This window comes from Bacillus sp. GC_Bacil_1 (assembly GCF_026540675.1).
Taxonomy (GTDB): Bacteria; Bacillota; Bacilli; order Bacillales; family Bacillaceae_G; genus Bacillus_A; species Bacillus_A cereus.
In genome coordinates, this window is sequence record NZ_JALNUG010000025.1 from 17,944 (window position 1) to 43,601 (window position 25,658).

A 25,658-nucleotide genomic window follows, 5' to 3' on the forward strand; every position below is an offset into this window, starting at 1 on the left:
GGTCCTTTAATTTTTTTTCAGCCACGCAATATCTTCATCTGACCAATCAGAGGGTTTACCATTTGAGAAAGGATTTTTTGGATCAACAGGTTCTATTAGTAATTCATCATCCTTTAATGTTTTTGACCCAATTGTACCGTACATATATGCATATAACTGTAACGGCTGCGTTACCTCAAAATTAATCTTATTTGCTCCTATAGGAACTCCTGAGGCCACGAAAACATCATATTCTTCAAGATTTGCCCAAATTGGAACATACAACTTTCTCTTTCCATCCTTTATAGCGTTCTTAATACGTGAATCATGCTCTTTCACTTGCTGATCTGTAAATAAATTCCCCGTTTTTTGTTCTACATTCATATGTGGTAATTCAAACAAAAAGTCTGTTTTATTTTTATTCAAACTACCCGTTTTTTTTGTTTCTTCTAAAGGAACAACAACCTGTTCTCCCTTTTTTTCATAATTTAAATATGAGTCGACTAACCTCTTATCTACGAAAGCATTTGCCTTAAGATCATAAGGAATTGCCAATTCATTGTTATAACTAGCTTCCGTTTTCAATTCAAAGCCATAACCGGTTTTTTGTTTTGGTAGTTGTTTTAATGGGATTGTAAGTGTTTCATAGAAAATTTCCATTTCCTTTCCAACTTCACGTTCCGTCATAATAACACCTTTATATTTTAGCTCCGTAGATTCTTTGGCATTTGCCTTAACTGTTTCTTCAGAAGATGTGTAGCCATCTGTATCTACTTTGCCTTTATGATCTACGATAAGAATAGATTCTTTATTTACTTTTTCTAGTCTTACTTCATAATTTCTCTTATTATTTTTCTTTAAGAACTTAGGATCTACTTTGAATTTCACTTCTTCAGGTAGTTCCTCAATCGTATAAATTTTGCTACCAACAACCTTGTTATCAGTCTTGTCATATAAATTAACATTTAGTTTCTCTTTATTAGAATCCTCATATACAATGTCTTTATCTAACCGTATGGTTACTGGTAGTCCACTCTCAGCAGGTGCAGTATCGATTCTTATTTTTCTCAGGCTCAAATTTACATCCGCTACAATTGTATACTTTACCTGGTTAGACACTGGTGATAATTTGTAATCAACTGAAGTGTTAACGACCGTTTTACTTACATATTGATTACCAAACTCATTCTGATACGTCCCATAAACAAGGTTCATTTTTACAACATCACTGTTACTTAATGAATCATTTATATACAGCAAAATAGAGACCACTTTTGATAAATCCTGCTCTCCTGTATACCTGTACCAACCATTTGATTGTAAATCAATCTTGTTGGGGTTATTTGATTCAACAAAACTGTTATTCAACCATATTTCAACGTTCTTATTATTAGGATTATCTAGTGTCAATTGCTTTAAAAAAGTTATACCACTAAAGGCGGAACCATTCTCGTCCTTATTTCTTGGCACATATGTAAGTGCCTTTACATGTGATTCATCTTTAATGGTTGTATAGGGTTGAACACCGACTTCATAATCACTATTCTTTTTACCTGTAACTTTTTTAATGGTTTCACTCACACCAACCATACCAATTTTCACAACGGAAATATTTTTAGAACTTGTTCGAAACTTTTCTAATCTAGTATCCATAGAGCTACTCATTACATTTTGAATCTCTAGTCCTACTTGATTTCCCTGAGGAAGTAATACTGGATTAATACGTGCCTCAAAGTTTATTTTTTTAAGAGCCATATTATTACGTGTCAATGTATCATACCAAACTAGATGATTACTCCCATCACCTTGCTGCTCAATTTTCGGTTCAATATATTGATCACCATATTTAGCTGATCCAACTACGTAGTCAAGTCCTTTAGGTATTTTTACCCTCATTTCAATTTTTTCATCTAAAGAATTAAAATCAATCTCTGCCGGTAACTTGGCAAGATTATCAACTGTAACGTCTACATTATCCGAGCTGTAATATGTATTTTTATTTGTTTTTATATCACTACTCGTTTCACCATTGATAATGCCCAATGTTTCAAAATTTATTGTACTCCCTACAGGTGACTGTAATTTAGTTAAATTACCATTTTCATCATACTCAGTAAAATTGTTATATTTACCATCTTCACGAATACGATATCCTACTTTTCGATCTGCTGTTGGATAAATAACTGAATCTGTAACGGTTATATTTGGTGTTCCTTTTTCATTAACACTACCAACTTTCTTAGTCTTAACATCAAAAGGAATAAAACTTGCTACTACTTCACCGTCACCCATAACTGCATTAATATCATTCTTAATCGCCCCAACTTCACCATACTTTATAGCTTCATCATACGTGTTATACCACTCATAATCTTCTTCTTTATTTTGAGTTAGAGCAGCAAATGAGTTATCGTTTCTCTTTGCAATTCCAAATGAGATAACTTGTTTATCGCTATTTTTAATTCTTTCCCCTGTAGAGGTTGGATACCCTTCATTTAGCATATTTCCTTTTGCCGATTCCGCATATTGCTTTGTTAAATAAAAAGAATCTGTATTCCACTTATAAACCATCGTCGTTCCACCTTCAGTAACGGCACGAACATTTAAATGGCTAACTACTTTTACCTTTTGCCCTACTATAACAGTAGGGTCACCTTTAGATACAGCGCTATACTCAATTTTCGGTGTTCCAAGTTCTTTTCCCTCAGGCGTATGGAATGTAGTTTGTATGGAATATGAACCCTTAGGATTATTTCTCTCATTAATTGTTACAGCAGCTGTAGTGTTATAAGGTACCACATTCCCTTGGCTATCCTCATAAGAATCAATAATACATTTCAAATCATAATAAACATTATTAGCCTTGTTAATCTTATTATTTTTCCCTAAAGGATAATACTCATTTGGCGTATGAATTAAAAACCTAGTTGTTGCAAAGGCCTTTTGATTTTTATTAAAAGCTACCACCCGATTATCATGTGAAATCATTGTTGGAAATGTTGAGCCAATAGTAAAGTCACTAACATTCCCTTCATAATTTATAACATCTTTTGAAACTTTCGGTTTACTTATTTGAGTACTACCACTATCCCAAACACTATTAATCGTATATTTTTCAATATCATCCGCATTCCATTTTTCTTTCGGAATATAAGACTTTGCACTCCCAGATTGATTAGTACGCACGTCTTTATAACTCTCTAAACCCAATTCGAAACTTTCTGTATTGGGTTTAGGAACTTTTTGGCTTACCTCATCAATAGCTTGATAATTAAAGATTTTAAAGGGGGTATCTTTCCCCTCGAAATCTAATTTCTCAACTCCCATTGATTGTGAATCCCAATCAACACGTCCACTAAAATCAAAGTGATAATTGACTTTACCAACAGGGAAGGTCGCCCCCCTTATATCACTACGATTAGGGAGGTTATCAACAAATAAAGATAATACGACTGGAAAGATAAAAGAACGATCATCTTTATCTACTTTTGGATTGAATACTGAGTAAGCCAATCTTGGCATACCTGCATAATGAGTTGAAAATTTCGCCTTCACATTTACTTTTCCAGAAGCTGTAACAGGTGTAATATCATTAAATGATTGCGATACATTTTCATTCGTAATATCTTCCCCATCCACACTTATAACCTGAATTTTTATATTTGGTTTTAATTTCAATCCCTGCTCGGCTCCTTGTACTTCCACAGTAACAGGAATCATTAAGGAGTTACCTGTTTCTTTTAACAAATATTCCATATCAAAAGAAACAATCTCCTTCTCCAAATCTTCTTTACCACCAACAGCAAATTTTGCATTCACACGTTTATTTGTAATGCCGTTTTCCAATGTACCCGTAATTTTCAGCTTAATATTCTTCAACTGATCATGTTTTTTCGGATTAATTGTTACTTTTAATGGGTAGGTAACGGTATCAAACGTCCTTACAATACCATTATTGGGGTTAGAATCATTACCCGCCTCATCATTTGAATCAAATGGAGCAGTTCCATCTACAATGTCTGAAGGTTTGATAAATGCTTCAAAATCAAATAAATTACTACTTTTTTTGCCATCAGCAACGACCACCTCATTAGGTGATAATCCCATAATATTCATGTCTGATTTCCCTTGCAGTACAGTCACATCTTCGGCTTTTTTTTCTTGTCCCTGTTCTTGACTTGATGCACTTTCTGCATACCCCGTAGAAACAAAATCAACAAGATTTCCTAATAGAACTATAACAACAAGCAATAAACTACATGTCCTTCTAATCCACAATAATGCCGCCCCCTTTCTTTAGATCCTTCTGTTAAAGAAAAGGGGGCGTTGGGCTTCTGACCTTATTCCTCATTTCGCTCTCTCCTTAAATAAAACAAAAAGGCCTACAACTTATAGATAGGCCTTTAAATAGTTATGGTAGGAATATAATGTAACTTTTACTTTAAAATCTAATATCTTTAGTTATCTTATTTACTATGGATAATTTAAATAAAACAGCAAACAATCTTTTCCACTTATTTTTTTAAAATATATATAGCAAAAATAACAATCCAAAATGGTATAACTAAAAGGAGAGCATTCAAACATCCTTTAACAAATGCTATTTTTTCGCCTTCAAAAACATATGGTTCTGTAGCTTTTACTAAACCGTTCATCTATTACACTCCCTCAATCTAAAAGCAGATTAATAGAAAAATATTCAACTGCTATCCAACCTATTGTTACCAAAGTGATAACGCAAAACCACAAAAAAGCATCTTTTATATTATCCCTTATCATTCTCATGTCACTAATCTAATAAATATTGAAAGGAGAAAATCAAATATTAATACCATAAAACACATTACCATAAACATAGATGGGTATATTAAAAATTTATTATCAAACACTTTAGCTCTTCCTTTCGGAGTTACTTTCTAGTAATTTTTGATAAAAAAAGAGCAGCATCACTAAAATGATCCTACTCTAAATCCCACATTTATTCAAAATATTTTCATATCTTCTGCTATTTTAAAGTTACAAAAATTATTTCTACCAAATTATTTTTATAAAAGGAGGATTCCATGTTTCCACTCTTACATTCTGTTGATTCAACTATATTACTCACGTTAAACACAAAAAAATTTATATAAACATTATAAATTTCTTATTTTTTATAACACCCTATTTTTTAATTTAAATGTACAACCCAGTGCGTCTTTCTAACTAGCGTTATATTAAAAATTTCGAATGTATAAATAGTATTTAATCTATCGCAAAACACATCAATTCTATTGCCTAAACTGTAACGTTCGTCTAATTCAAATAGACCTATACTAATACTTTTGGTTTTAAGAATTTTTTTTGCTTTAAGGTTATTATTCAGTTTATCCACCCCTATTTTCTAGAACTTTTACTAAACTAAAGATTCATTATGTAAAGAGTAAATGACCTGCTGAGTATTGTATCTATAGAACTTGGATAAAACCTTAGCTGTCGAATCTACAGTAATCATATATTCCGTTAATCCAACTAAATGAACCAACGGCACATTAGCGCTTACTAATAGATTAATACCTAAGGCTTGGCAACTAATCAATTGCTTCACTGCATCCATTTTTTTTGCATTAAAACGATCAAAATTCGTAATAACAAGAATTAATAATTTTCCTGATTGCCTGTCCTCACTTAATTGCTTTTTTGCTTTTTTCATTACTATAAGGCATTCATCTTCATCCTTATAATTATTAAAATCTATATGACTGCTTGTCACCTCTGAATGATCTAATATATCCAAAATATCTTTTTGAATTTCCAAACTTAATCTATACTCTCCAACAACTAGGTATCCCGTAGGGTATTTTCTCTTTGTTGTTATGACAGCAGTAATCTGTTTTAAATACCTTTCCCGGCATCCCTTTCTCATCTTTTTTACTCCCTTTACAAGTAACTGACTTCAGTTACTTACAGAATCTCTTTTCAAACAAATTAATATTTAATCAACTTAATTCTATATAAAGCTATTTTTAATATTATAAACTAAAAAATAATAGGTCTATATTTATACATTTATAAATGCAAGAAGGAGATTCTCCATTTATAAATGGGGTGGTTAGTCTCGTTCCACCCACTCGTTAAAGGCATGCTTGTACGATTAATCGCTCAGGAATACTCCGTTATGGCGCTATAATCAAATGTACAGCCCTTTAAGTAATATGCAGCCTTATTTCTAATTCTACAAAGTTAGACCACCACTTCATTGCTTTCTTACAAGCGGTACATATGACCCTCAGGGTTTATTCGTGTCTTTATTCTCCTAATTTCACGAAATAGAGTGGCAAACAGTGGTCGTGGCACTCCCCCAGCATCTATATAAATTTTTCAAAGAGCAATTGGGATTACCTTAAACTCACGAGAATTAATTTGTTTTTTTATATATATTAATAAATACAAAAACAACCCATGTCGATTCCAAAACTTTGGATAATCCCTAGTGTATTTTATACACAATTAAATTGATTAAATGTTTTATTACTTGCTAACTTTATTATTCTTTTTTACATATTTAACTTGCATCAGTTTACTACAAGTATTAGACTTCTTAGCAATTACGACTCCATAACTATTTCTAGCACATTTAATATATCTAAACATCATAGCTACCGGAACTTCACGTTTTCCTACCGAATCATAAAGATTACCATTATCTAATACAATATAATCCTTACCTTGAAAAGTACTAACTGAATGCGCTTGTCTGACTAATGACATTACATCCATTTCTTGTAATACCCTTATGCTATGTGTTTTTCTACTAAAATCTTTTGTACGCACTCTCATTTTCTCCAATCCACTTAATTTAATAACTAATTTTCTCAGAATCAGCTACTAATTCTTCTACAATGTTTAACTCAACTTAAATCAAACTAATACTTATTACACCTTATAAAGATAAGCATTCTTAAAGTAAAAAAGATTGTATCGGTTAGAAAAATAAAAAAGGCATAGACTCATGTTTTAGTCTACGCCTTTTTCTTCTCATACCGAAGAACCACCTTTTGAAGGATAACTAGAGCAAAATCAATAATAATTTGTAAAAATTACGCGCACCTACGGTCTTGTGAAATTACACAAAACAGTATAAAATTATTGATGTCGCATACTAGTTATGCTTCGCAAAGTGGGCAGCCATTCTAAAACACCATAACTGTTTTAAAAAGGTCGAAAATAATAGGAGTTGGCGCTCTTATTATTTTCTGCCCATGTAACTATATAATTATAAGCAGTTCACTTTTAAGATGTTATTAAACAATCTTTTAAAACAAGATTACAATGGTTTACCTCATATAGTCAATCCATAATTTATAAAAAATTGTAACATCTATCCAAATCACATGTAAGAATTCTCGAAAATTCCTTTGTTATCAGTCATCTAGCAACTGGGATTTTTTTTGTGAACTCCTTTATAAATCATTATACAAATTCATTTAGATATTACAATAGAGTCCCAAAATTAATACTTTTTGAAATGATTTACATAGAATTCCTAAAAAAAAATCCCGAAATTCGGGATTAGGAAATAAACGGAATCTTATTCCGCTTGTTTCAATAATTGTTTTTCCAGTTTAATTTAGCTGCACAAACAATTCCCACAAAAAAGACAACCTATTATTGGCTGTCCATTTATTTGTGGGTTTATTTATATCATAGCGCTACATTAATATCTTAAACCTTGTTAAATTATTTTGTATAACAAGGTTATTTAAATGCCCTATACAATAAAAAACATAAAAACTACATAAAATACTGTTTATTAAATTGATGTACTCTACAAGAATATTCAAAGCTTTTTTGAGATTATATAACTAGAAAAATATTTATTCAAAAATTAATAGGTGACTTAATAAAACGTCCGGTTCTAATCGTCAAAATTACTACTATAAAATTATATCAAAAAAGTTATATCAACCTGGATTAAAACGACAAGTCCATCATTTTTTACTCACTAATTTTTCTTTTAAATGTTCACTACTAGATTTTCAAGCAGTGATTATACACCGTCTTCTTATCCATTAATGATGACTAAACAAAACGGTGTTTGGTATATATTTGTAAAATGATAAAGTATCTAAAAATATGTATTTTTGAGCATTTAACGAAAATATAGAACGGAAGTTACACGAATGGTAAAATATACGTAATTGCATAAAAGGTCTATATTGTGTATCTTTTAATGCCTATCAAGTATTCAACTTTGTAGTTATCAAAAGGACTGATTATACCGAATGGAGATAGGTTATATTTTAAAAAAATTGCGAACTTTATATGGTTATTCTCAAAAAGAAGTCGCTACAAAATTAGACATAAGTAAAAGTACATATTCTCGGTTAGAAAAGGATGAACAACCTCCTACATTATTTGTTATAAAAAAAATTATTACTTTATATAATATTGATGCAAATATACTATTAGGCATTGATCCTTATCCACAAGAATATGCTAAAGCAATTACAAACTTTACAAATCCCGAGACAAAATTACTGTTAGACGATAGTATAAAAAAACACATTGAAAATACGTTACCATTACTACAAAGAATCGATGGACAAACAAACAAAAATTAAAAAACTCTACCAATCAAGGAATTTTATTATTAATATGTAAAATTCCTTGATTAAAATCGTAAAACCCCTGTTTCTCAAAAAATAATATTAATTAAAGGGATTATACATTCAAAAGAACTATTAATCTATACTACTTAATTATTGATAGTTTAATCCCTTCCTCACTCTATTCTTCTATGTTATGATTATTTCGAAATATAGAGATTTTTACATGTTTATAATTTATAAAAGGAGCAATACGATGAGAACCCTTATTATTATTGGTTTAATTGTCATTGGCTTAATATTCTTTAATATAATTTCTTTACAAACAATTGGTTCACTTCTTCTTATAATTGGCTTTATAATAGCAATTGGAATTGGAGCCTATTTTATTTATTATATTTCTCTCAGCTTTCTTGCATTATTCAGCACTATTTTCGGAGCTATAATAGTTATTGCACTAATTGCCTATGCCGCAACAAATATACTTTAATACAGAGCAAAAGTGTATTTTACTAACAAATTAACTAGATAAATACAGACTTTATGAAATAGAATGAATTATAGTTTTTATTTTTCAACGAGAAAGAAACTACTTTAAGAATATTATGGCTAAACCCAAAAGGAAACTAGTTTTTGAAACTATAAATACAAACATCAGTAACAGATTAAAAAATTACCTTTAGTATTGAAGTTTATAAGTATTTATAACTTTAAACAAATATAAATGTAAAAGGAGTAGTACATAATGAACAATATTAAAATTACTTCATATAAGAATAATATAGAACTCCTAAAGATACTATCCCATCCCGATCGTATGCAAATTGTAGTAGCCCTTATGCAGCACACTATATTAAATGTCACAGAATTTGTTAATATGCTACAAATCCCTCAAGCAGCAGTTTCACAACATTTATCAAGAATGAGGGGAAATATTTTATGTAGTGAAAAAAAAGGGCCCGAAGTTTATTATTACTTAAGTAATTCTAAGGCTCCAAAAATCATTGAAGTTTTATTATCTAATAATAAGTAATCTTACTGCAAAAGTAGTATTAAAATATGAATATTATAAAGATAACGCTGTATATATAACTAAATTGCTAAAACATGCTATTACTTCTATAGAATTCTAGAGAAAGATAGCATGTTTTTTCATTCACCTATATATCCAATAAACTAGACCTATTTTCTTGAAAAATCAAATACCTTTAATTATTAAATCTTTAAAAGTTAAAAAACATTTTAATTAAATGAAAATAACACTGTAAAATTCCGATCTATGTACACTTGTTTTTACAGTTCATTTTGCATTTCCAAAAATATTGGATTTATTTATCATTCTTTTATTTTTTTCTTTTGTAATATAATTATGTAAAAATTATATTCTATTTCTAATTATAAGGAAAACAGATATTTTATGCATTCATAAAATATAATTTAATACATAAGGAACAGATATCAATCTAAAAGGTATTAAATATAAAATTTGTATATACTAATTAAATAACATATTATCGAAATTATTTCAATCTCCATAATTAATATATCCTTTATTTAATAATATTGCCCTTTTCTTTTTCTATATTTTCACTTGAATCGATTAGTATAATTGAGCTTTTTATTTTGCTTCAACTTAATTTATCACTCTTAACAAATTACCCCTCTTTTTACAATACTTTCACACACTTCTTTAACATACCATCTGTTACAGCTAAACATCACTAGTACCATTTATATATACAATACCTCTTGTATGATATCAGTCTAATAGAAATAAAAATATGCAAATTTACATATCATTAACTATTTTTGTAATTTATTGCTATAATGAAAAAGCAATTTTTAGAATTTTTTTACATGTTTATATTCTTTTAATAAAAAGAATATAACAATAAAACGGTTCGAACCGTAAAATTTTCTTGGAGGTAAGGTTATGTATTCAGAAATTATTAGCAATAAGCTCCAATCATTAAAAGAAAGTGGACAATATCGTGAATTTGTTACCATTAATCGAATTCGCGGTCAATACCCATTGGCACACTTAAATGGTCAACAAGATACAGAACCTGTTGTTGTTTGGTGCAGTAATGACTACTTAGGGATGTCACAACACCCAGTGGTTACCGAAGCAATGCACGATGCTATTCGAGCATTTGGTGCGGGTTCAGGTGGATCCCGTAATATAGGTGGTACACATTATCATTATGCTGCACTTGAATCCTCACTTGCTGAATGGCATGGTAAGGAAGCAGCCTTAGTTTTCCCTACAGGATATGGTTCTAATGATGCGACATTACAATGTTTACTTCGTTTATTTCCAAATTGTATCGTATTCTCTGACGAACGCAATCATGCTTCAATCATTAATGGTATACGTAGTACAAAAGTTGAACGAGCGGTATTTAGACATAACGATGTTGAACATTTGGAAGAATTGCTTGCAGCTCAACCACATGATCGAGCTAAAATCATTGTTTTTGAATCCGTTTACTCAATGGATGGCGATATTTCACCAATTGAAAAAATTATAGAACTTGCTGAACAATATAATGCTTTAACGTTTATCGATGAAGTGCATGCAATCGGAATGTATGGCCCCCGTGGTGCAGGAATAGCTGCCGAACTAGGTCTTGTAGATCGTTTAGACTTTATTCAAGGAACAATGGCAAAAGGAATTGGAGTAATTGGGGGATACATTGCAGCTTCAGCATTATTAATTGATGCTGTACGTTCTTTTGCATCCGGTTTCATTTTTACAACTTCATTACCACCAGCAATTGTTGCAGCTTGTCATGCTAGTGTTGAACACCTAAAATCTTCAGACAGTGAACGAAATGCCCTACATCAAAAGACTAGTATGTTAAGAGATGCACTTGGTCAAGCAAATATTCCTATTATGGATTCAAGTGAGACACATATTCTTCCTGTACTAATTGGGGATGCTAAAAAATGTAAAGCTGCTGCTCAACGTTTACTTGAACAGCATCATGTCTATTTACAACCTATTAACTCACCAACTGTTGCTGTAGGTACGGAGCGTTTCCGAGTTAACGTCACACCAAATCATACTGAGGAACAAATCTTGCAATTAGCTGAAGCACTAACAGAAGTATTTAATTATTTCGACATTCCTTTTGCACAGGTTGCTGAGGTAGAATTTGCATGACAGCTTTAATGTATATATTTTGCTTGATAGTATGGGGTTTGAACTTTATTGTAGTAAAAATCCAAGGTACACCCGTAAGTCTTGAACTATCATTAACTTATCGCTTGGTGGGAGCTGCACTCATGTTTATTGTCCTTGCTTGCGTGGTACGTCCAAAGGGTAAGCCTTCCCGTGAAGATGCTTTACCTCTCATTACTTTTGGGGTATGTAACTTAGCTATTAGTTATTTATGTTTATACTATGCTACGATTTGGATTTCGGCTGCATTAGTAACGCTACTATTTTCACTAAAAACAGTTTTGACACCGATTGCACTTCGCATATTTTTAGGTGAACAACTTCATTCTCGAATTTTAATAGGTGGAATAGTTGGAATTGCAGGCGTTTCTATATTGGTTTATCCATTACTAACAACGGGGGCTTCTAATACAAGTGATTTAAAAGGAATAGGACTTGCAGTATTAGGAACTGTCCTTACAGCAATTGGAGACGCGGCTTCTGCTCGAAATGCAAGACGTGGGATTAATGCTGTTTATTCAAATAGTGTTGGTTTTATTGTAGCTTCAATACTTTTACTTGCTGTTTGTGTTTTCCAGCAACAAACCTTTACAATACCAACATCGGTTTCTTACCTAGGAGCTTTAGCATTTTTAACTGTATTTGCTTCCTTCGGTGCATGGATGTTCTACCTTAAGTTAGTAGAGCGTATTGGTGCATCAGTAAGTAGTTATATGGTTGCACTTTTTCCTGCAATTGGGGGCGTTGCGTCTGTTGCAATTGGGGAATCATCACCTACACTCTACTTATTATTTGGTTGTTTATTTAGTTGTGCTGGAGCCGCAATCGCACTAGGATTCCGTTTACCATATAAAAACCGAATTACTATGAAAAATGAAAGCCCAGGGAGTTAAAAACTCCTGTGGGCTTTATTTATAGTAAAGTCTATCTATTCTTTACACATATTTGAAAGAGGTATTTAATAACTTTAGTTCATATACTGTATGTTCTCTTAACTTTTCAAAAGAAATTTTCGAATTAACAAGTGGAATACAAACTACTTAATTCTTCTATTATGAACATATGTTAAATACCTCAATAATTCTTTTTTTATTTAATAATACTTTGAAAAAGAAAGCTGATTATCTATAACTTTCATTAACAATGTTAAGGGGAACCAACTATTATGAACTATAGATCTGTATTTGATATCATCGGTCCTATTTCAATTGGAACACCTAATATTTTTGGAACAGACGCCGTAAAAATAGGATATACTATCCGACAGTTATTTTCACATGAACCAGACAGAATTGATATTTCCTTATATGGAGGATTTAAAAAGAGGAATCATCATTTTGGTGCAGATGTAGCAATTGTTGGTGGCATCTTAGGTTTCAAAATAGATGATTCACTAATTATTAATGCACTTACAATCGCAAAAGAAAGAGGAATTACAATTAATTGTATAGAAGAGGTTGCAAAACCAGTACATTCTCATACAGCCAAAATTTGTTTATATAAAGGTAAAGATAAAATTGAAATGATTGCTTGCTCACTCGGAGGGGGAAGAGTAAAAATTATTGAAGTTAATGGTTTTGAACTAAAGTTACGCGATACAACCCCTGCTCTTCTTATTATGAATAATAATCATTTTAGTACGATTTCTTCTGTAATCGCTCTCTTATCAAGATGTAGAATTAATATTAATACAGTAAGAATTTCAAGAAAAGAAACCGGAAAATTATCTTTGTTAATAATTGAAACTGAGAAACCATTAGTTCCAGAAGTAATTAGGGAAATTAATAAATTATCAGGAATTCATCAAACATTAATTTTAGATTAAATTCCATTATGATGATATTTAATAAATGAGAAAGGACACTCAATCGAGTGTCCTTTCTTAACAAAATTTCAGTCCATATAAGCCATATACTTGTCCATTTCTTATAACAGTCTTTTTTTAATAATATTTTATACCCTTCTTTATTACTACCATAGGCATATCATCTTTATGCTTTTACAGAAAAGCTATCAAATTTTATTATTCTTAAAACCATTAACAGTGTCCATGACTGCTGATGCCTTGTAGTATCAGACAGAACCTAATCAAATGGCATTTAGAGAAACATATAGTGATATGTAGTAATACATGCTCACCTAACAAAAAAGGGCTAAATTTAGATTTTCCACCCCAAAAATATGGCTGATAATTATTTAAAATGCTTCTATAGAAATACTTCTATAAAATTAGATGCCCTTCATAACGTGAATATCCATCTGGAGCCATACCTTTGAAGTACCAATGCATTGTACCACCACAGAGCGATTCAGTATAATAATTATCAGTACGTTTAACGTATTGTTCAAATTTACCATTTGAAAGCTTTTTAATGCGAGAAGGCAGCTCACATTTGGCTGCTTTTAAAGAACTTACTGGGCCTTCTGGCTTTTCCAAACTTGCTGCTGAAGCCCCCATTCCTCCAGTTAAAGCAATACCAGTCGCCAATACTCCAACTACTAATTTTTTTAACATAAAAATTCCCCCTTGTTTAAATTATATTTGTTACAAGTTAAATGTATCATTTTTGTATTTTTTGTAAATATATTGAATTTGTAGAAATATTTATTTAACTATTGTAAATATTTGGATTGTATTTTATCAAATGGATATTAAAGGAATTTATACTTATATGTAATAATGCTTGAAAAATCATTAAAACATTATGATAGCATTTTAATAGTTGCTTATATTTACATTTTTTGATTGGAAACCTAACTTCTGATTTACCAAGCACCCTTTCGCATTAGGTGAGGGGGCTCATTTTAACCTTATGTTTAAAATGAGATATAACAAATATACAGTCAATGGATAAAATAGTTTACTACTAAAAAAATCTCTGGCAGAAATAAAAGATAGAATATATATAAATATAATTATATTTATATATACGAAATTACATAACATAATTATTACTAATTATGTTATGATGTATTGTATCGAGAATCGCTATATTTCTTATAAATATAAATCGATAAATTACCTTCTTAACATTAGTAACTATATGACAAAAAGAAGACATCAAAATAAGATGTCTTCTTTTTGTCTACAGTAGTATCATAATAAAATTATTATTTAATCATATCAGCAAAAATCATTCCTACATTATTTTGACGCTTCATATACTTCTCTAAATAAATCTTTGTTGTTTGAATATTTTCATGACCAAGAGTTTGCATTAAATGGTATAAATCAGCGTTTCCTTGTTCCACAGCCATAATTGCAAATGCATGCCTAAATGTATGAGCGGTTACTGGATTTTCACGATATTGTAGAAATTCTAAGTTTGTCTTCTTTATCATATCTGTTACCTGATTAGATAGCGTTTTAGGGTTATAAAAATTCCCTCTTTGATTTACAAATAAAGGATCCCCATCTCCTTGATCTAATATGGTTTGAAACCCTCTTTTCCTTCTCACTTCACAGATACACTGATACAAATGTTCTGAAATGAAAAGTTCACGTACCTTTCCACCTTTTCCTATAACTTTTAACCAATACTTTCCGTCATAGTATAAATCTTTTACTCTTGTCCGACACAACTCCTGAATACGTGCTCCAGTACTAGCTAATGCAAGTAAGAATGTATAGTTTACTAAATGTCCTCGTACTTTATAAAAATCTAAAATCTTTATTACCTCATCATAAGACAAATCACGATTAGGTCTATCTTTTTCATTTACATTTGCGCGCTGTAATTCCTCATGAAGTGGCTTATCAACATAGCCAAATAGGTGAAGATGTTTTAAAAATGAACGAATCAATACTGTTTTTTTCGCAAGCGTTGCAACGCTATAGCTTGAATTTCCCCTGCCATTCTTTACACTTTTTAACCAGTTACTATACTTACGTATATGCCAAGGCTGTAATACCTTCAATAAAGATTCATAGCGCTGTACGTCTTCCCCATTTAATTCAAATTCTTCCGCGTTCTGCACCATGCTTTGACAAAATGACAAAATTTCAGAAACATAACTCTTTTTTGTATGCTCTTTCCTATTTTTCTTCTCATCCATATCTTTCTGTAAATGGACAAAATGATAGATCACTTCAAGGTCATTTAGAAAATCATATTTTCTTTTACCCTCTTTTTCTGCTTTCTCCATCTTTTGTTCTACAGCATCCATATAACGATTGTTATGTAGGAATAACACAACACCATTCATATCCTCTAAATATGTATCTATAAATCCTTTTTTATAATTTGTAATAGGTAGAACTTCATTTTTACTTTTACTATCCATAATTTTAATTCACCACTTTTTGCAAATATTATTAAACTATATCTACTTATTAAATATACTATACTTTTCATTTCCTTTGTAACAATTGTACAAAATAAAAACATTACTCTTTCTATAAGAATAATATATTCTTCTCTATCTAAACATACATATATTTTTTTATAAATATTTAATTATTATATGTATAATTATATATATTTTTTAACTCATTTATTTCAAACAAAGACTTTACATTAAAATGAAAATTAATATACATATAAATATCATGTTTTATTATCATTGAATTTACTATTAAATTTAATTTTTATTAGAATTAAAATCAAATTTTATATGTATATAAAAATCTGATATGATACTATATAGAGTTTATAAATTAGTCGAAATTCGGAGGTGTAATTTTATGACACAAGATTTACTATTTATTACAAAGCCTACTGTTACTACAAAAGAAGCGGCTGATTTAATGGGGGTAACCGTACAGACCATATTAAAGAAAGAAAAAGAAGGATTAATAGAATGCGTATACAAAGATAACTGGAAACAATTCGGCAGCAAAATTTTCTATTTAGAAGATATTGAAAGATTAATGGAAAAAGAAGAGGTTAATGGACTAAGTACAAAAGAGGCAGCTGAAATTCTTAATGTAGCACCATCTACTATCTTTACATACATCAAATCCGGAAAATTACCCGCTACAATGGTAGAAAAACGAGGAAAACAAGTATACCTTATCGATGAGGAAGAATTAGAAATTTTTATGCTTGATTATGAAAAAACTAAAACAAAAGAGCGAAAAACATTCATTACCAAGATCTATGATGAAGAGATATGTTTATATCAATTATTAACACATCAACACACCGGAAAAACAGCTAGGGTAATAGAGCTTAATGGAGCAGATGGAAAGATTCTTACAGAGGATGAAGAGATTTTCCCACTCTCTACTTATAAAGAGCATGATTATTCCTTTGAACCGTTCAAAAAACAGCCAGTGATTACAAAACGAGGATATTTATCTTTTTCATTTAAAAAACCTCAATTATTTGATTCTATCACTTACAATCTAATAAACTTATTTTATAAAGAACTTGGTGTCACAAATATGCGATTGACTATTACACAAGATGCCATCAAATTAGAAATTAAACCCTTTGTTTTACAAGTAAATCCATTGCAATTTCAAGAAGAGATAAAATATTTACATTCTCATATGAAATCAGGTTCAATACTTCCACATGTAGAAGGCATTTACTTTAAAAGTAATGTAGAGCCATTAACATTTCATGCAGATTATGAATTCAAACAAAAAATAGTAAAAATGGCCACAGATGCTGGTATGGGACAGGAAGAGTTTTTATTTCAGGCAGTAAAATCTTATATTGAAAAAATATAAATACTTCTTGCACTAACATCCTTAAACGAGTACATTATTATATTAAAACCCTCAATAATTTATAGCCATTCCATACTTAAAAATTATTGCCATTCTATACATCTATGGAATACAGCCGCATGCCATTAAGCTAAAAGAAAAAATAATTGAGATAGTTCATACTTTAAATAAACAAAACCGAAATCAGGAAACAGATTTCGGTTTTTCAACGTACGATTAATTATAAAATTTCGTAAAAGAAACATGCAATGACGTGCTTTTAGTTAAAATCGTCTGTACTTTAATCAACTTTACATCAGAACTAAATCTAGTTTGCTCTGTTCTCAATAAAATGATTTAGTAAATTTACAGTAGAATAAATATCTTTGATATCAACCATTTCAAAAGGTGTATGTGTATAACGAGTTGGAATACCAATAAGTGCTGCAGGAATACCACTATCAAATAAAGCTATACCGTCAGAGCCATAATTACTATAAATACCAATTTGATAAGGGATACTATACTTTTTAGATATATCCTCTAACCCCCATGTTATTTTAGGATTATAATGAATAGCACCATCCTTATAAACTAATGTCGGCCCACCACCTAATCTAGTAGGATAATCTTGTTCATTTACAGTTGGTATATCTCCTACTAAACCAATATCTAAAGAAATTGCCATATCGAAGTCCATTCTTGAACCTAGAGCATAAGCGCCATGAGCTTTATTCTCTTCTTGCACTGTAGCACCATACCATACTTCATAATTTAAATTGGAAACGTCCATTTTCTCTAAAAGAAGATCCATGACCAAAAGTCCAATCCGATCGTCAAACGCTTTTCCAATAAGCTTATTTCCAACCTGAGTTAATTCTCTTTTCCATACCACACTTGAGCCAATATGAACTCCTAATTTTTCTACCTCTTCTTTACTATTAACTCCCATATCTATAAATAGGCTATTAAAATTTAAATTTCCAGCCATTTGCTGCTCGGTAAGGACATGACCAGTAGATGTTGCAAAAACTCCTGTTGCTACATCCCCTGTTCTGTTTATTACTTGAGCTAATTGACCTATCATATGTAAATGATTAGGACCAGACCTATGTGCTTCTTGTACTGGATCAATTAGTAAAAAGCCATCAGGGGTAATATACCTCACTATAAATCCAATTTCATCCATATGTGCTTGAATTAATAATTTAGGACCCTTTCCACCAATTTTACAAATTAAATTTCCAACTTTATCTTCAAAACATTCCTCTGATTTATTGATCCAACGTTTCTTTAACCAATCACTAACTATATATTCATGACCAACAGGACCAGGTAAGCTTACTAATTCCTCTAATGTTTTATAAATACTTTTCTTAATTACATGTTCTTCTACTTTTAGCATTATTAAATCCCCCTATTTTTAATGATTTATTTAAAATTAATTAACTTGAAGCTCATGCTTAAACCAAAAGTTTTCACTAATAGCGAAGGTTAATTCTTCATTTATAACTTGATGCCACCAATTTTTGGGAGTATATATAATCTCACCTTGATTAAGTTCTATATAGTAAGGGTTTGCTTTTAAAATAATTTCTTGTTCTTCTGGAGTTGGATTAAAAATATTACAATCTACACTCGCTAAATATTCCATTTCTTGATCAAATTCCGGATTAAAAAACACCCATTTTTTCTTTCCAAATATAACGGCATTCCAATTGTGTGTTGATTGAAAATCTTTATGTAATGGAGTTCCAGTATTCGTTGAACCTAGAAATACCCATTTCAATTCTTTATCTCCTTTTTTCCTAACTGTTTGCTCTGTTAAAAAGGATGGTATACTATATGATAAAGCGATTTCTCTGTTTCCCATAATAGAGAAAGGCCAATCACAATACCAATTTTCTTCATTTCCACCTTCTAACAATTGAATAAATTTAGAAAGCTTCACTGTATAAACTTTCTTTTTCCCTTCATAATCAGACTTTCTAATTACAACTTCTTGCTCTCCAAATCTTTCATTTAAATATTTCAAATCCCAATTAAAGCACTCCCAATTATTCACAAGATTTGTTAAGATAACAGGCTTCTTATCTGCAAACTCCTTCATAAATCTTTCATAGGTTAGATTCTTGCAATCTATTCTTTCAATCATTGGCCTCACTCTTTCAATGTTATATTGGGTAAATATTTAACTCTTTAAAATAAATATGTGGAGCTCCTTGAGTTACACTTAAATTATTTTGATTGTTTTTATCACAGCCAAATACCGGATTGAAAATTCGTAACTCATTACTACTACCAACGATATTCTTCGCAGCCTCAAACTTACAACCTTTAATATCAAACCTTCTAATAATTAAATTACTTAAACTTCCGTTTTTAATAATAATCCCATAAGATGGTCTGATTACAAATTTTGTACCTATTGATCCTCCTCCCCATGAACCTTTACAAAAGAGACCATATTCTATTTTTGATATTAAATCATTGATATTCTCGTTACCTTTATCCATATACGTTATGGACATACGTGGAAGAATAATATCATCATATGAAACTTTTCGACCATTACACGAACCTTTTGCTTGTAGCTTTTTTTTCGTTTCTGAACTATGAAGTAAATTACTCCAAATACCCTCTTTAATTATTTGGGTACGAAAAGATTTCTCTCCTTCATCATCCATTCCGTAATAAGCTTTGTGCCCTATTAAAGTTGGATCATCATATACATTAAACTTATAATCAGACCATCTATAACCTAGGCTATAACCATTTTCACAAGCATACTCCATATAATTATCAGCTTCTGATGTATGTCCAAAACACTCATGAACAAAATGAGAGGCGGGCCACTGATCTAATATAACTGGTAATTTTAATTTATCTTTTAATGATTTGCCCTGAACAGTTTGCTCTAACTCTATTCTTAACTCTTCTATTTGATTGGAAAGAATACCAACTGGTGAAGATTCCGTACTTACTTGCCATAAAACGGGTATTATAGACTCTTGCCCTTCAACATGAAATATGATTAATAAATTATATCTCTTTATAGGCTCTTCATATAAAGAGATTCTCTCATTGTTTAAATTAAGGTTTATTCTATACGAAATAATATTTTTACTGAATTTTAAGATATTTAATTCTAGTATTTTAATACAATCTTTAAGTTGCCCCTTCAAAAAATTATTGATACTAGTATCTTTAATTTGATCATTAATGACCTCAATGCAATCTTTCTGAGATTGATACTGAAGTTTGATTAAAAAATTATTAAACTTAATCCCTCCTATGTTTTTAATAATTGATTAATTTTTTGATAGTTTTCCTTATAGTGGATATAATCTTTTTCTTTCATATTCATTTTCTTACAAAAAATTTCTATTAGTTCATATATTTCCGTTCTCATGGGTAATAGTTCTAGAGTTCTATGTGCTAAAGATAAGCCATATTCGAAATTTTCTAGATGCAAATGGCATAAAATTTGAAGAATTAAACTATGTGCCTGGATCGTGTCAACAACACCTTTTTTTTGTTGAAACCACTTCAATGCATGCTCATAATCTTTTTGCTTCATATAACTCATACCAATATTATAGGCTGCCCAAAAAGCTTCATCACCGTGCTCTTTAGCTTGATAATAACATTTTTCAGCCTCGCCTAACTGTCCCATTTGTACTAATAATAAAGAGCGTAATTTCCATCCGATTCCACTTAAAATATCAAGCTCTTTTTCTTGTAAATAATTTAAGTATTTTTGATCTATTGGTTTTCTATTAGAAAGAGCAGCCATTGTCTCTATGGGTACCAAATGATTTCGAGCTGGATTACTCATAAGTTTCATATCTAATTTATGAGAAAATATACTACTTAATCTTCTATATGGCTCCGGCATAAAACCACTCTTTATTGAATAGGTCATTGTTTTTATAGTATCTGTAATTTTATTTTCTTTTAAAATCTGTAAAACCTGATCAAGCTTATAATATAGATTCTTGTTCTCAGGATTATAGAAAAAATCTAAATCAATATCCGTAATTAAATTACTCTCTTTATAAAGTTGCATATACTTAAGATTATTTAAAGTTGTAATCATGAGGGTTGTATTTTTTATTTTTGTTTCAATACCAAACGAATATTTTTTAAAGGAATCAATAATTTCAGTACCATGCTGGGGAATTAAAGATAGTAAATTCCAAAATACCTGGCCCAAATCATTTACATTACCTTTATGTTCAACTACTGGAGAGACCCATATAATTTTTTTAAACATATTTAAATCAATAGCTGCATATAAAAAGTCATCTAATCCATAAGCATATTGTTCATCTTCTCTACAGGGTATGTCCCTATTTAGAATGCTTAATGATTGATTTTTTTCTACTCTTTGATGTATTTTTTGAATTTTAGTTTCACTTATTAATTTAAGATCTAAATGACGATCAAAATACAACAAAGTTGCTGGCTCCTTAATAGTTCCTTGCCAAAAAGGAAGTACTTCACCATGCTCTTCGAATGTTGTAATTGTATTCATGATTTGATTAAACCCAATTTATATATGCTCATTGCTAGGTTAGATTCTTCATTGCTAGTCAATTTCATTTCATTAATCTTTTGTAGGCTTCCAATTTCAATTAACTGCAATACATTTTCTTCTATAGGGCCTTTTATTAGTCTATTTTTAGCTGCTGCAAATAACCATATAATCTTGTCCTGTTGCACCTGAATTTTTTTACCTAATAAAGCTTCGGCAATATTTTTATCGAGTCTAATCCAAGCATAATAAATATGACCATTATATTTAATATCCTTACTTAATATTTTAAATGCTGGCTCTGAATTTACTACCAAGATAGATATCATCGCATTTAAGAATTCATGTTTTAAAAGCAATTCTATATTTTTATTACTTTTAATTATTTCAACATTACTTAAAAAACAAAAAAATGATTCCTCAATACACTGACCATCTCCGGCATAAGGAATTTCCTTATAATCTTCAAATTCTTTTGATGCTACAAATTCATACATCAATTGTTGCAAATCAATCTTATTTAGTTCTAGTTCTTTAAAAGTTCCAGGAAAAGCTGTTTTTAATCCACCACTATGCTCTATATTCCCATTCAATAAATTTCTTATAATTGTTTTTGAAGTAGCAATTAGTTCTTCCTTGTCAATGGTTTGAATCTGCTTTAGATTTTCTTCAGAAATATTTAGTTCACTAAATTTATCTTTTAAGAATAAATTTCTATACTCATAATCATGTAGTAAATTATATAATATTTCGTCAAGAGAATAGTATTTATCTACTGATATTGCCATTGTTTTACCACCTCTTTCATCCTTTGATAATTTCTTTGAGATTTTGGAATAAGAATGCCATCATTAGTATACTTAGGGTCTTCATAAGTCACGGCTTTTAAATTTGGACATAAAGGAAGTAAATAATTAAGTAAATCTATTTGTTCATCTAATAGTATGCCATGATGCAGATCCCTAAACTTCCCACGAATAATCTGACACCCTGATAAATGTAATTCAAAGCAATTATCAAGCGGTAGCTTAGAAAGATTTGTATACATTTTTTCATTTGTATTACCAATAAGCCATTGATAACTCAGAATATGCCCTATATCAATAGTTACTGGGGAATTTGTCTCTTGAACTAGAGTATTAAAATACTCAAATCCATCCATGTCCCCGATAAAGAAATTAGTTCCTTCTGTAAAACCAGGAAATTCAATACAAACTGGTACCAGTAGATTTCTCTGATATTCATTTATATTTTCAATGCAAGCTTCTAACCCTCTTGGCGTCATATATGGTGGTAATGGAAATGGTACAGTTTTTCCCTTAATGGACCATAACCCTAAATCCTCAACAATCCATTTGATTTCATACCTTTCAATTATCTTATTTGTAAATTCTATTATGGAGCTTTTTTCATATTTTTCAGTAGCTCCCATATTTAATATGGTTTGATGAAATGCCCTTGCTTTATAATTAGGAACAGCATTAAATAGCCGATCATATGCTTCAAAGTAATCTTCTGCCTTAAGAACACTTCGATTTTTAGGCTGGAATGCAAAAAACATATAATTAAACTCATCTTTATAGTTTTCAAAAAAGATTTTCATTTTTGGAGTAATATCATCTCCATTTTCTGCTGTACAAAATCCAATATCTTCTCCCCAAGGTAAGTCCATTCCAATACCCAGGCCTAACTTATTCTCAACTTTAGGAAAGCGTACACTATTTTCTGTAAGCTTCATTCAATATTACCTCCTTTTCATTAACAGCAACTAGTATTCCCGCTCCTTTATCACTAAAATGTTGAAGATAAATTTGATGTTCTTCTTCCGCTACATATAAATATTCCTGATCGCAATCTATTGCATTTGGGAGAGGAAAGACTCTTTGCCATAAGAAATCCATTAGAAGTATTCTCTCGCTTTTTATCACTCTCACCCATGGATATAATTGCAAAATATATGTATATGAATTTAGATTCAAATCATCTCTAGACTCTGTGGAGCTCCTCTTATCTGGTGGTAGTTCATCATTCTTTTGTGGATTAACATTTTTATAAATTTCAAGAAATCTATTTAACCTTTCATTAAAGCTATCACCGTCACTATGGTTAAATGTAGCACCCATTCTACCCATACCATAATTTAGTAATTTATTTCCCCTTAAATTTTCGTCCGATGTTATAGTTATATTATATTTCTCTGGATTTTTTGCTAAATATGTTGTAGGTTCAGCAACAAGCATTTGCATGACATCAATACCTATTTTATCTGCATTTTTTTTCAAAAACTCTTCTGAATTCATAACTTCTTCTTCTGTTTCATTGGGTAATCCACCAATTATTGAAAAACGCAGAGGAATTCCCAATTCATGCAGATTATCTATAATTTGTTGATAATTATTTGCTGTAACCCCCTTATCTAATAGGTCCAAAATTCTTTGCGAATTTGTTTCATACCCTACGGACATCAGTATGCAGCCTCGATCCTTTAGTTCCTTGCAAAATTCCTTCTTTAAAAGAATATCTTCCAATCGATTTCTAGTACTAAAAGATATACGATATCCATTATTATTTAAGATTCTCATTGCGCTTAGCACTAAACGTAGATTAGTATTTTCATCAATAAAGTTTATTCTTGTTGCACCATAATTTTTAATTAAATATTCACATTCATATGCAATTTGTTTAGGGGTTTTCTGTTGATAATTTTTTTCTTGTCTAGATCTATTTCCATATGAACAAAACGCGCATCTTCCCCAGTAACAACCTACACAAGTAATAATGGACATATGTACTTCTTCATCTAAATAATTTTTATAGGGAAGATCTGAAAAATCAGGAGGTAAAGCGTCTTTTATATGATAATCTGACTTTTTAAAGATCTCTTTTTGTACATTATCTTTTAAAAAAATAAAATCTGGTACATCATGCTTTTCTACTTCCCCATCCAAATGTTTAGAAAGGAGGTAAAGTGTTTCTTCACCAGCACCAGTTCCTAAACCATCTACATACTGACTAAGGCCATCTAATTTTAAAAGTTGTTCTTTCCTTAACATTATTTGTTGTCCGCCGAGAGTTACAAAAACTTCTGGCATTAACTCTTTAATCCATTTACATAACAGTAGTGAAGGTAATAACTGACTGTAATATGCAATTGAAATCCCAAAAATTTTCGTAGGATTTTGATTCAAAAATTCAACTAACATTTTTTTTTGAATAATACTACCAATATCTTCTTCATTTTCAATAAACATATTTATCTCAGAAATCATTTGGGGTAATGATGTAACTTCTTTTTTTAGAAAAGAAGTTTCCAATAAAAGCTCTATGCCTTGTCTTACTAATCTAACGTCATTTTTCAATTCATTATCTGATCTTTTATTGATAAACACGTTGTGAAATAGTTCTTCTTGATTTTCATACAAGTATTTTGCAAATTCTAACCTGTAGATATTTTTAATATTTTGTAGCTCTTTACCTTTATAGCTTTCGATAAATTTTAATAAGTTTGTTTTAGAAAAAATATTATGACAAAGTTCTATATTAAAATCTTTTTGCTCTACTTTTAATTTTTTATTTCTCAAATAACCAGTTATCATTGGTAAGCTCAAATATGGAAAAAGCCTTGCTTCAGTTACTGGTGGGAAAATAATTTTTAAATCCTGAAGTTCCAATAAATCATCTCCCTAAAATAGTAGAAGTGTACAGCTGTTATAA

20 protein-coding genes are annotated in these 25,658 nt (G+C 30.4%); 7 read left to right on the top strand and 13 right to left on the bottom strand.

The window, feature by feature from the left end; all coding sequences use genetic code 11:
- Positions 1-6: 6 nt before the first annotated feature.
- From OXT04_RS26505 to OXT04_RS26525, 4 genes are all read right to left on the bottom strand, one after another.
- Positions 7-4,257: a fusion protein (includes pXO2-28-29-30) gene (locus OXT04_RS26505; RefSeq protein WP_267418634.1), complete on the bottom strand. Its 4,251-nt coding sequence runs from the start codon at positions 4,255-4,257 to the stop codon at positions 7-9.
- A 236-nt stretch (positions 4,258-4,493) separates the two neighbouring features.
- Complete coding sequence (locus tag OXT04_RS26510) at positions 4,494-4,634, bottom strand: hypothetical protein (RefSeq protein ID WP_176518817.1); 141 nt, start codon at positions 4,632-4,634, stop codon at positions 4,494-4,496.
- Between the two features lie 740 nt (positions 4,635-5,374).
- Positions 5,375-5,884 carry a hypothetical protein gene (locus OXT04_RS26520; RefSeq protein WP_098256001.1) on the bottom strand — a complete coding sequence of 170 codons (510 nt, stop codon included), beginning with the start codon at positions 5,882-5,884 and terminating at the stop codon, positions 5,375-5,377.
- Between the two features lie 605 nt (positions 5,885-6,489).
- Entirely contained in the window at positions 6,490-6,792 is a 303-nt protein-coding gene (locus OXT04_RS26525) for a hypothetical protein (protein ID WP_001259279.1), read from the bottom strand.
- Positions 6,793-8,243: 1,451 nt separating this feature from the next.
- Here OXT04_RS26525 and OXT04_RS26530 point away from each other — a divergent pair.
- The 6 genes from OXT04_RS26530 to sdaAB all read left to right on the top strand — a co-directional run bounded on the left by OXT04_RS26530 (position 8,244) and on the right by sdaAB (position 13,576).
- The gene (locus OXT04_RS26530) at positions 8,244-8,582 is read left to right on the top strand and encodes a helix-turn-helix domain-containing protein (RefSeq protein ID WP_098256002.1); all 339 of its coding nucleotides are present in this window, start codon (positions 8,244-8,246) and stop codon (positions 8,580-8,582) included.
- A gap of 241 nt (positions 8,583-8,823) precedes the next feature.
- Complete coding sequence (locus OXT04_RS26535; RefSeq protein WP_001259527.1) at positions 8,824-9,057, top strand: hypothetical protein; 234 nt, start codon at positions 8,824-8,826, stop codon at positions 9,055-9,057.
- 255 nt (positions 9,058-9,312) lie between these two features.
- Entirely contained in the window at positions 9,313-9,600 is a 288-nt protein-coding gene (locus OXT04_RS26540; RefSeq protein WP_001059605.1) for an ArsR/SmtB family transcription factor, read from the top strand.
- A gap of 900 nt (positions 9,601-10,500) precedes the next feature.
- Positions 10,501-11,733, top strand: coding sequence for a 5-aminolevulinate synthase (gene hemA / locus OXT04_RS26545; RefSeq protein ID WP_000286713.1), 1,233 nt, complete (start codon positions 10,501-10,503; stop codon positions 11,731-11,733).
- Entirely contained in the window at positions 11,730-12,644 is a 915-nt protein-coding gene (locus tag OXT04_RS26550; RefSeq protein ID WP_098570235.1) for a DMT family transporter, read from the top strand. Before hemA ends, OXT04_RS26550 begins: the two co-directional genes overlap by 4 nt.
- 272 nt (positions 12,645-12,916) lie before the next feature.
- Positions 12,917-13,576, top strand: coding sequence for an L-serine ammonia-lyase, iron-sulfur-dependent subunit beta (sdaAB, locus tag OXT04_RS26555; RefSeq protein WP_267418635.1), 660 nt, complete (start codon positions 12,917-12,919; stop codon positions 13,574-13,576).
- A 396-nt stretch (positions 13,577-13,972) separates the two neighbouring features.
- Here the strand turns inward: sdaAB and OXT04_RS26560 are convergent, their stop codons facing one another.
- Together OXT04_RS26560 and OXT04_RS26565 are read right to left on the bottom strand one after the other, a co-directional pair.
- Positions 13,973-14,266, bottom strand: a complete 294-nt coding sequence (locus tag OXT04_RS26560; RefSeq protein WP_098570233.1) for a hypothetical protein — start codon at positions 14,264-14,266, stop codon at positions 13,973-13,975.
- Positions 14,267-14,862: 596 nt separating this feature from the next.
- Positions 14,863-16,035: a tyrosine-type recombinase/integrase gene (locus OXT04_RS26565; protein ID WP_098570232.1), complete on the bottom strand. Its 1,173-nt coding sequence runs from the start codon at positions 16,033-16,035 to the stop codon at positions 14,863-14,865.
- Between the two features lie 400 nt (positions 16,036-16,435).
- Between OXT04_RS26565 and OXT04_RS26570 the strand changes: the two genes are divergently transcribed.
- The gene (locus tag OXT04_RS26570) at positions 16,436-17,428 is read left to right on the top strand and encodes a helix-turn-helix domain-containing protein (protein WP_048563917.1); all 993 of its coding nucleotides are present in this window, start codon (positions 16,436-16,438) and stop codon (positions 17,426-17,428) included.
- Positions 17,429-17,735: 307 nt separating this feature from the next.
- Here OXT04_RS26570 and OXT04_RS26575 read toward each other — a convergent pair whose 3' ends face one another.
- The 7 genes from OXT04_RS26575 to OXT04_RS26605 form a co-directional block, all read right to left on the bottom strand.
- A complete protein-coding gene (locus OXT04_RS26575) occupies positions 17,736-18,812 on the bottom strand; it encodes a M42 family metallopeptidase (protein WP_048563918.1) in 1,077 nt (358 codons plus the stop codon).
- A 36-nt stretch (positions 18,813-18,848) separates the two neighbouring features.
- Positions 18,849-19,562, bottom strand: a complete 714-nt coding sequence (locus tag OXT04_RS26580) for a cupin-like domain-containing protein (protein ID WP_048563919.1) — start codon at positions 19,560-19,562, stop codon at positions 18,849-18,851.
- 19 nt (positions 19,563-19,581) lie between these two features.
- Positions 19,582-20,592: a metallopeptidase TldD-related protein gene (locus OXT04_RS26585; RefSeq protein ID WP_267418636.1), complete on the bottom strand. Its 1,011-nt coding sequence runs from the start codon at positions 20,590-20,592 to the stop codon at positions 19,582-19,584.
- Positions 20,593-20,699: 107 nt separating this feature from the next.
- Positions 20,700-21,944 carry a hypothetical protein gene (locus OXT04_RS26590; protein WP_168411012.1) on the bottom strand — a complete coding sequence of 415 codons (1,245 nt, stop codon included), beginning with the start codon at positions 21,942-21,944 and terminating at the stop codon, positions 20,700-20,702.
- The gene (locus tag OXT04_RS26595; RefSeq protein WP_089172405.1) at positions 21,941-22,732 is read right to left on the bottom strand and encodes a hypothetical protein; all 792 of its coding nucleotides are present in this window, start codon (positions 22,730-22,732) and stop codon (positions 21,941-21,943) included. Before OXT04_RS26595 ends, OXT04_RS26590 begins: the two co-directional genes overlap by 4 nt.
- The gene (locus OXT04_RS26600) at positions 22,717-23,682 is read right to left on the bottom strand and encodes a multinuclear nonheme iron-dependent oxidase (RefSeq protein WP_048563923.1); all 966 of its coding nucleotides are present in this window, start codon (positions 23,680-23,682) and stop codon (positions 22,717-22,719) included. Before OXT04_RS26600 ends, OXT04_RS26595 begins: the two co-directional genes overlap by 16 nt.
- Complete coding sequence (locus OXT04_RS26605; RefSeq protein ID WP_089172403.1) at positions 23,663-25,615, bottom strand: B12-binding domain-containing radical SAM protein; 1,953 nt, start codon at positions 25,613-25,615, stop codon at positions 23,663-23,665. The genes OXT04_RS26600 and OXT04_RS26605 overlap by 20 nt, the downstream gene beginning before the upstream one ends.
- Between the last annotated feature and the right edge of the window lie 43 nt (positions 25,616-25,658).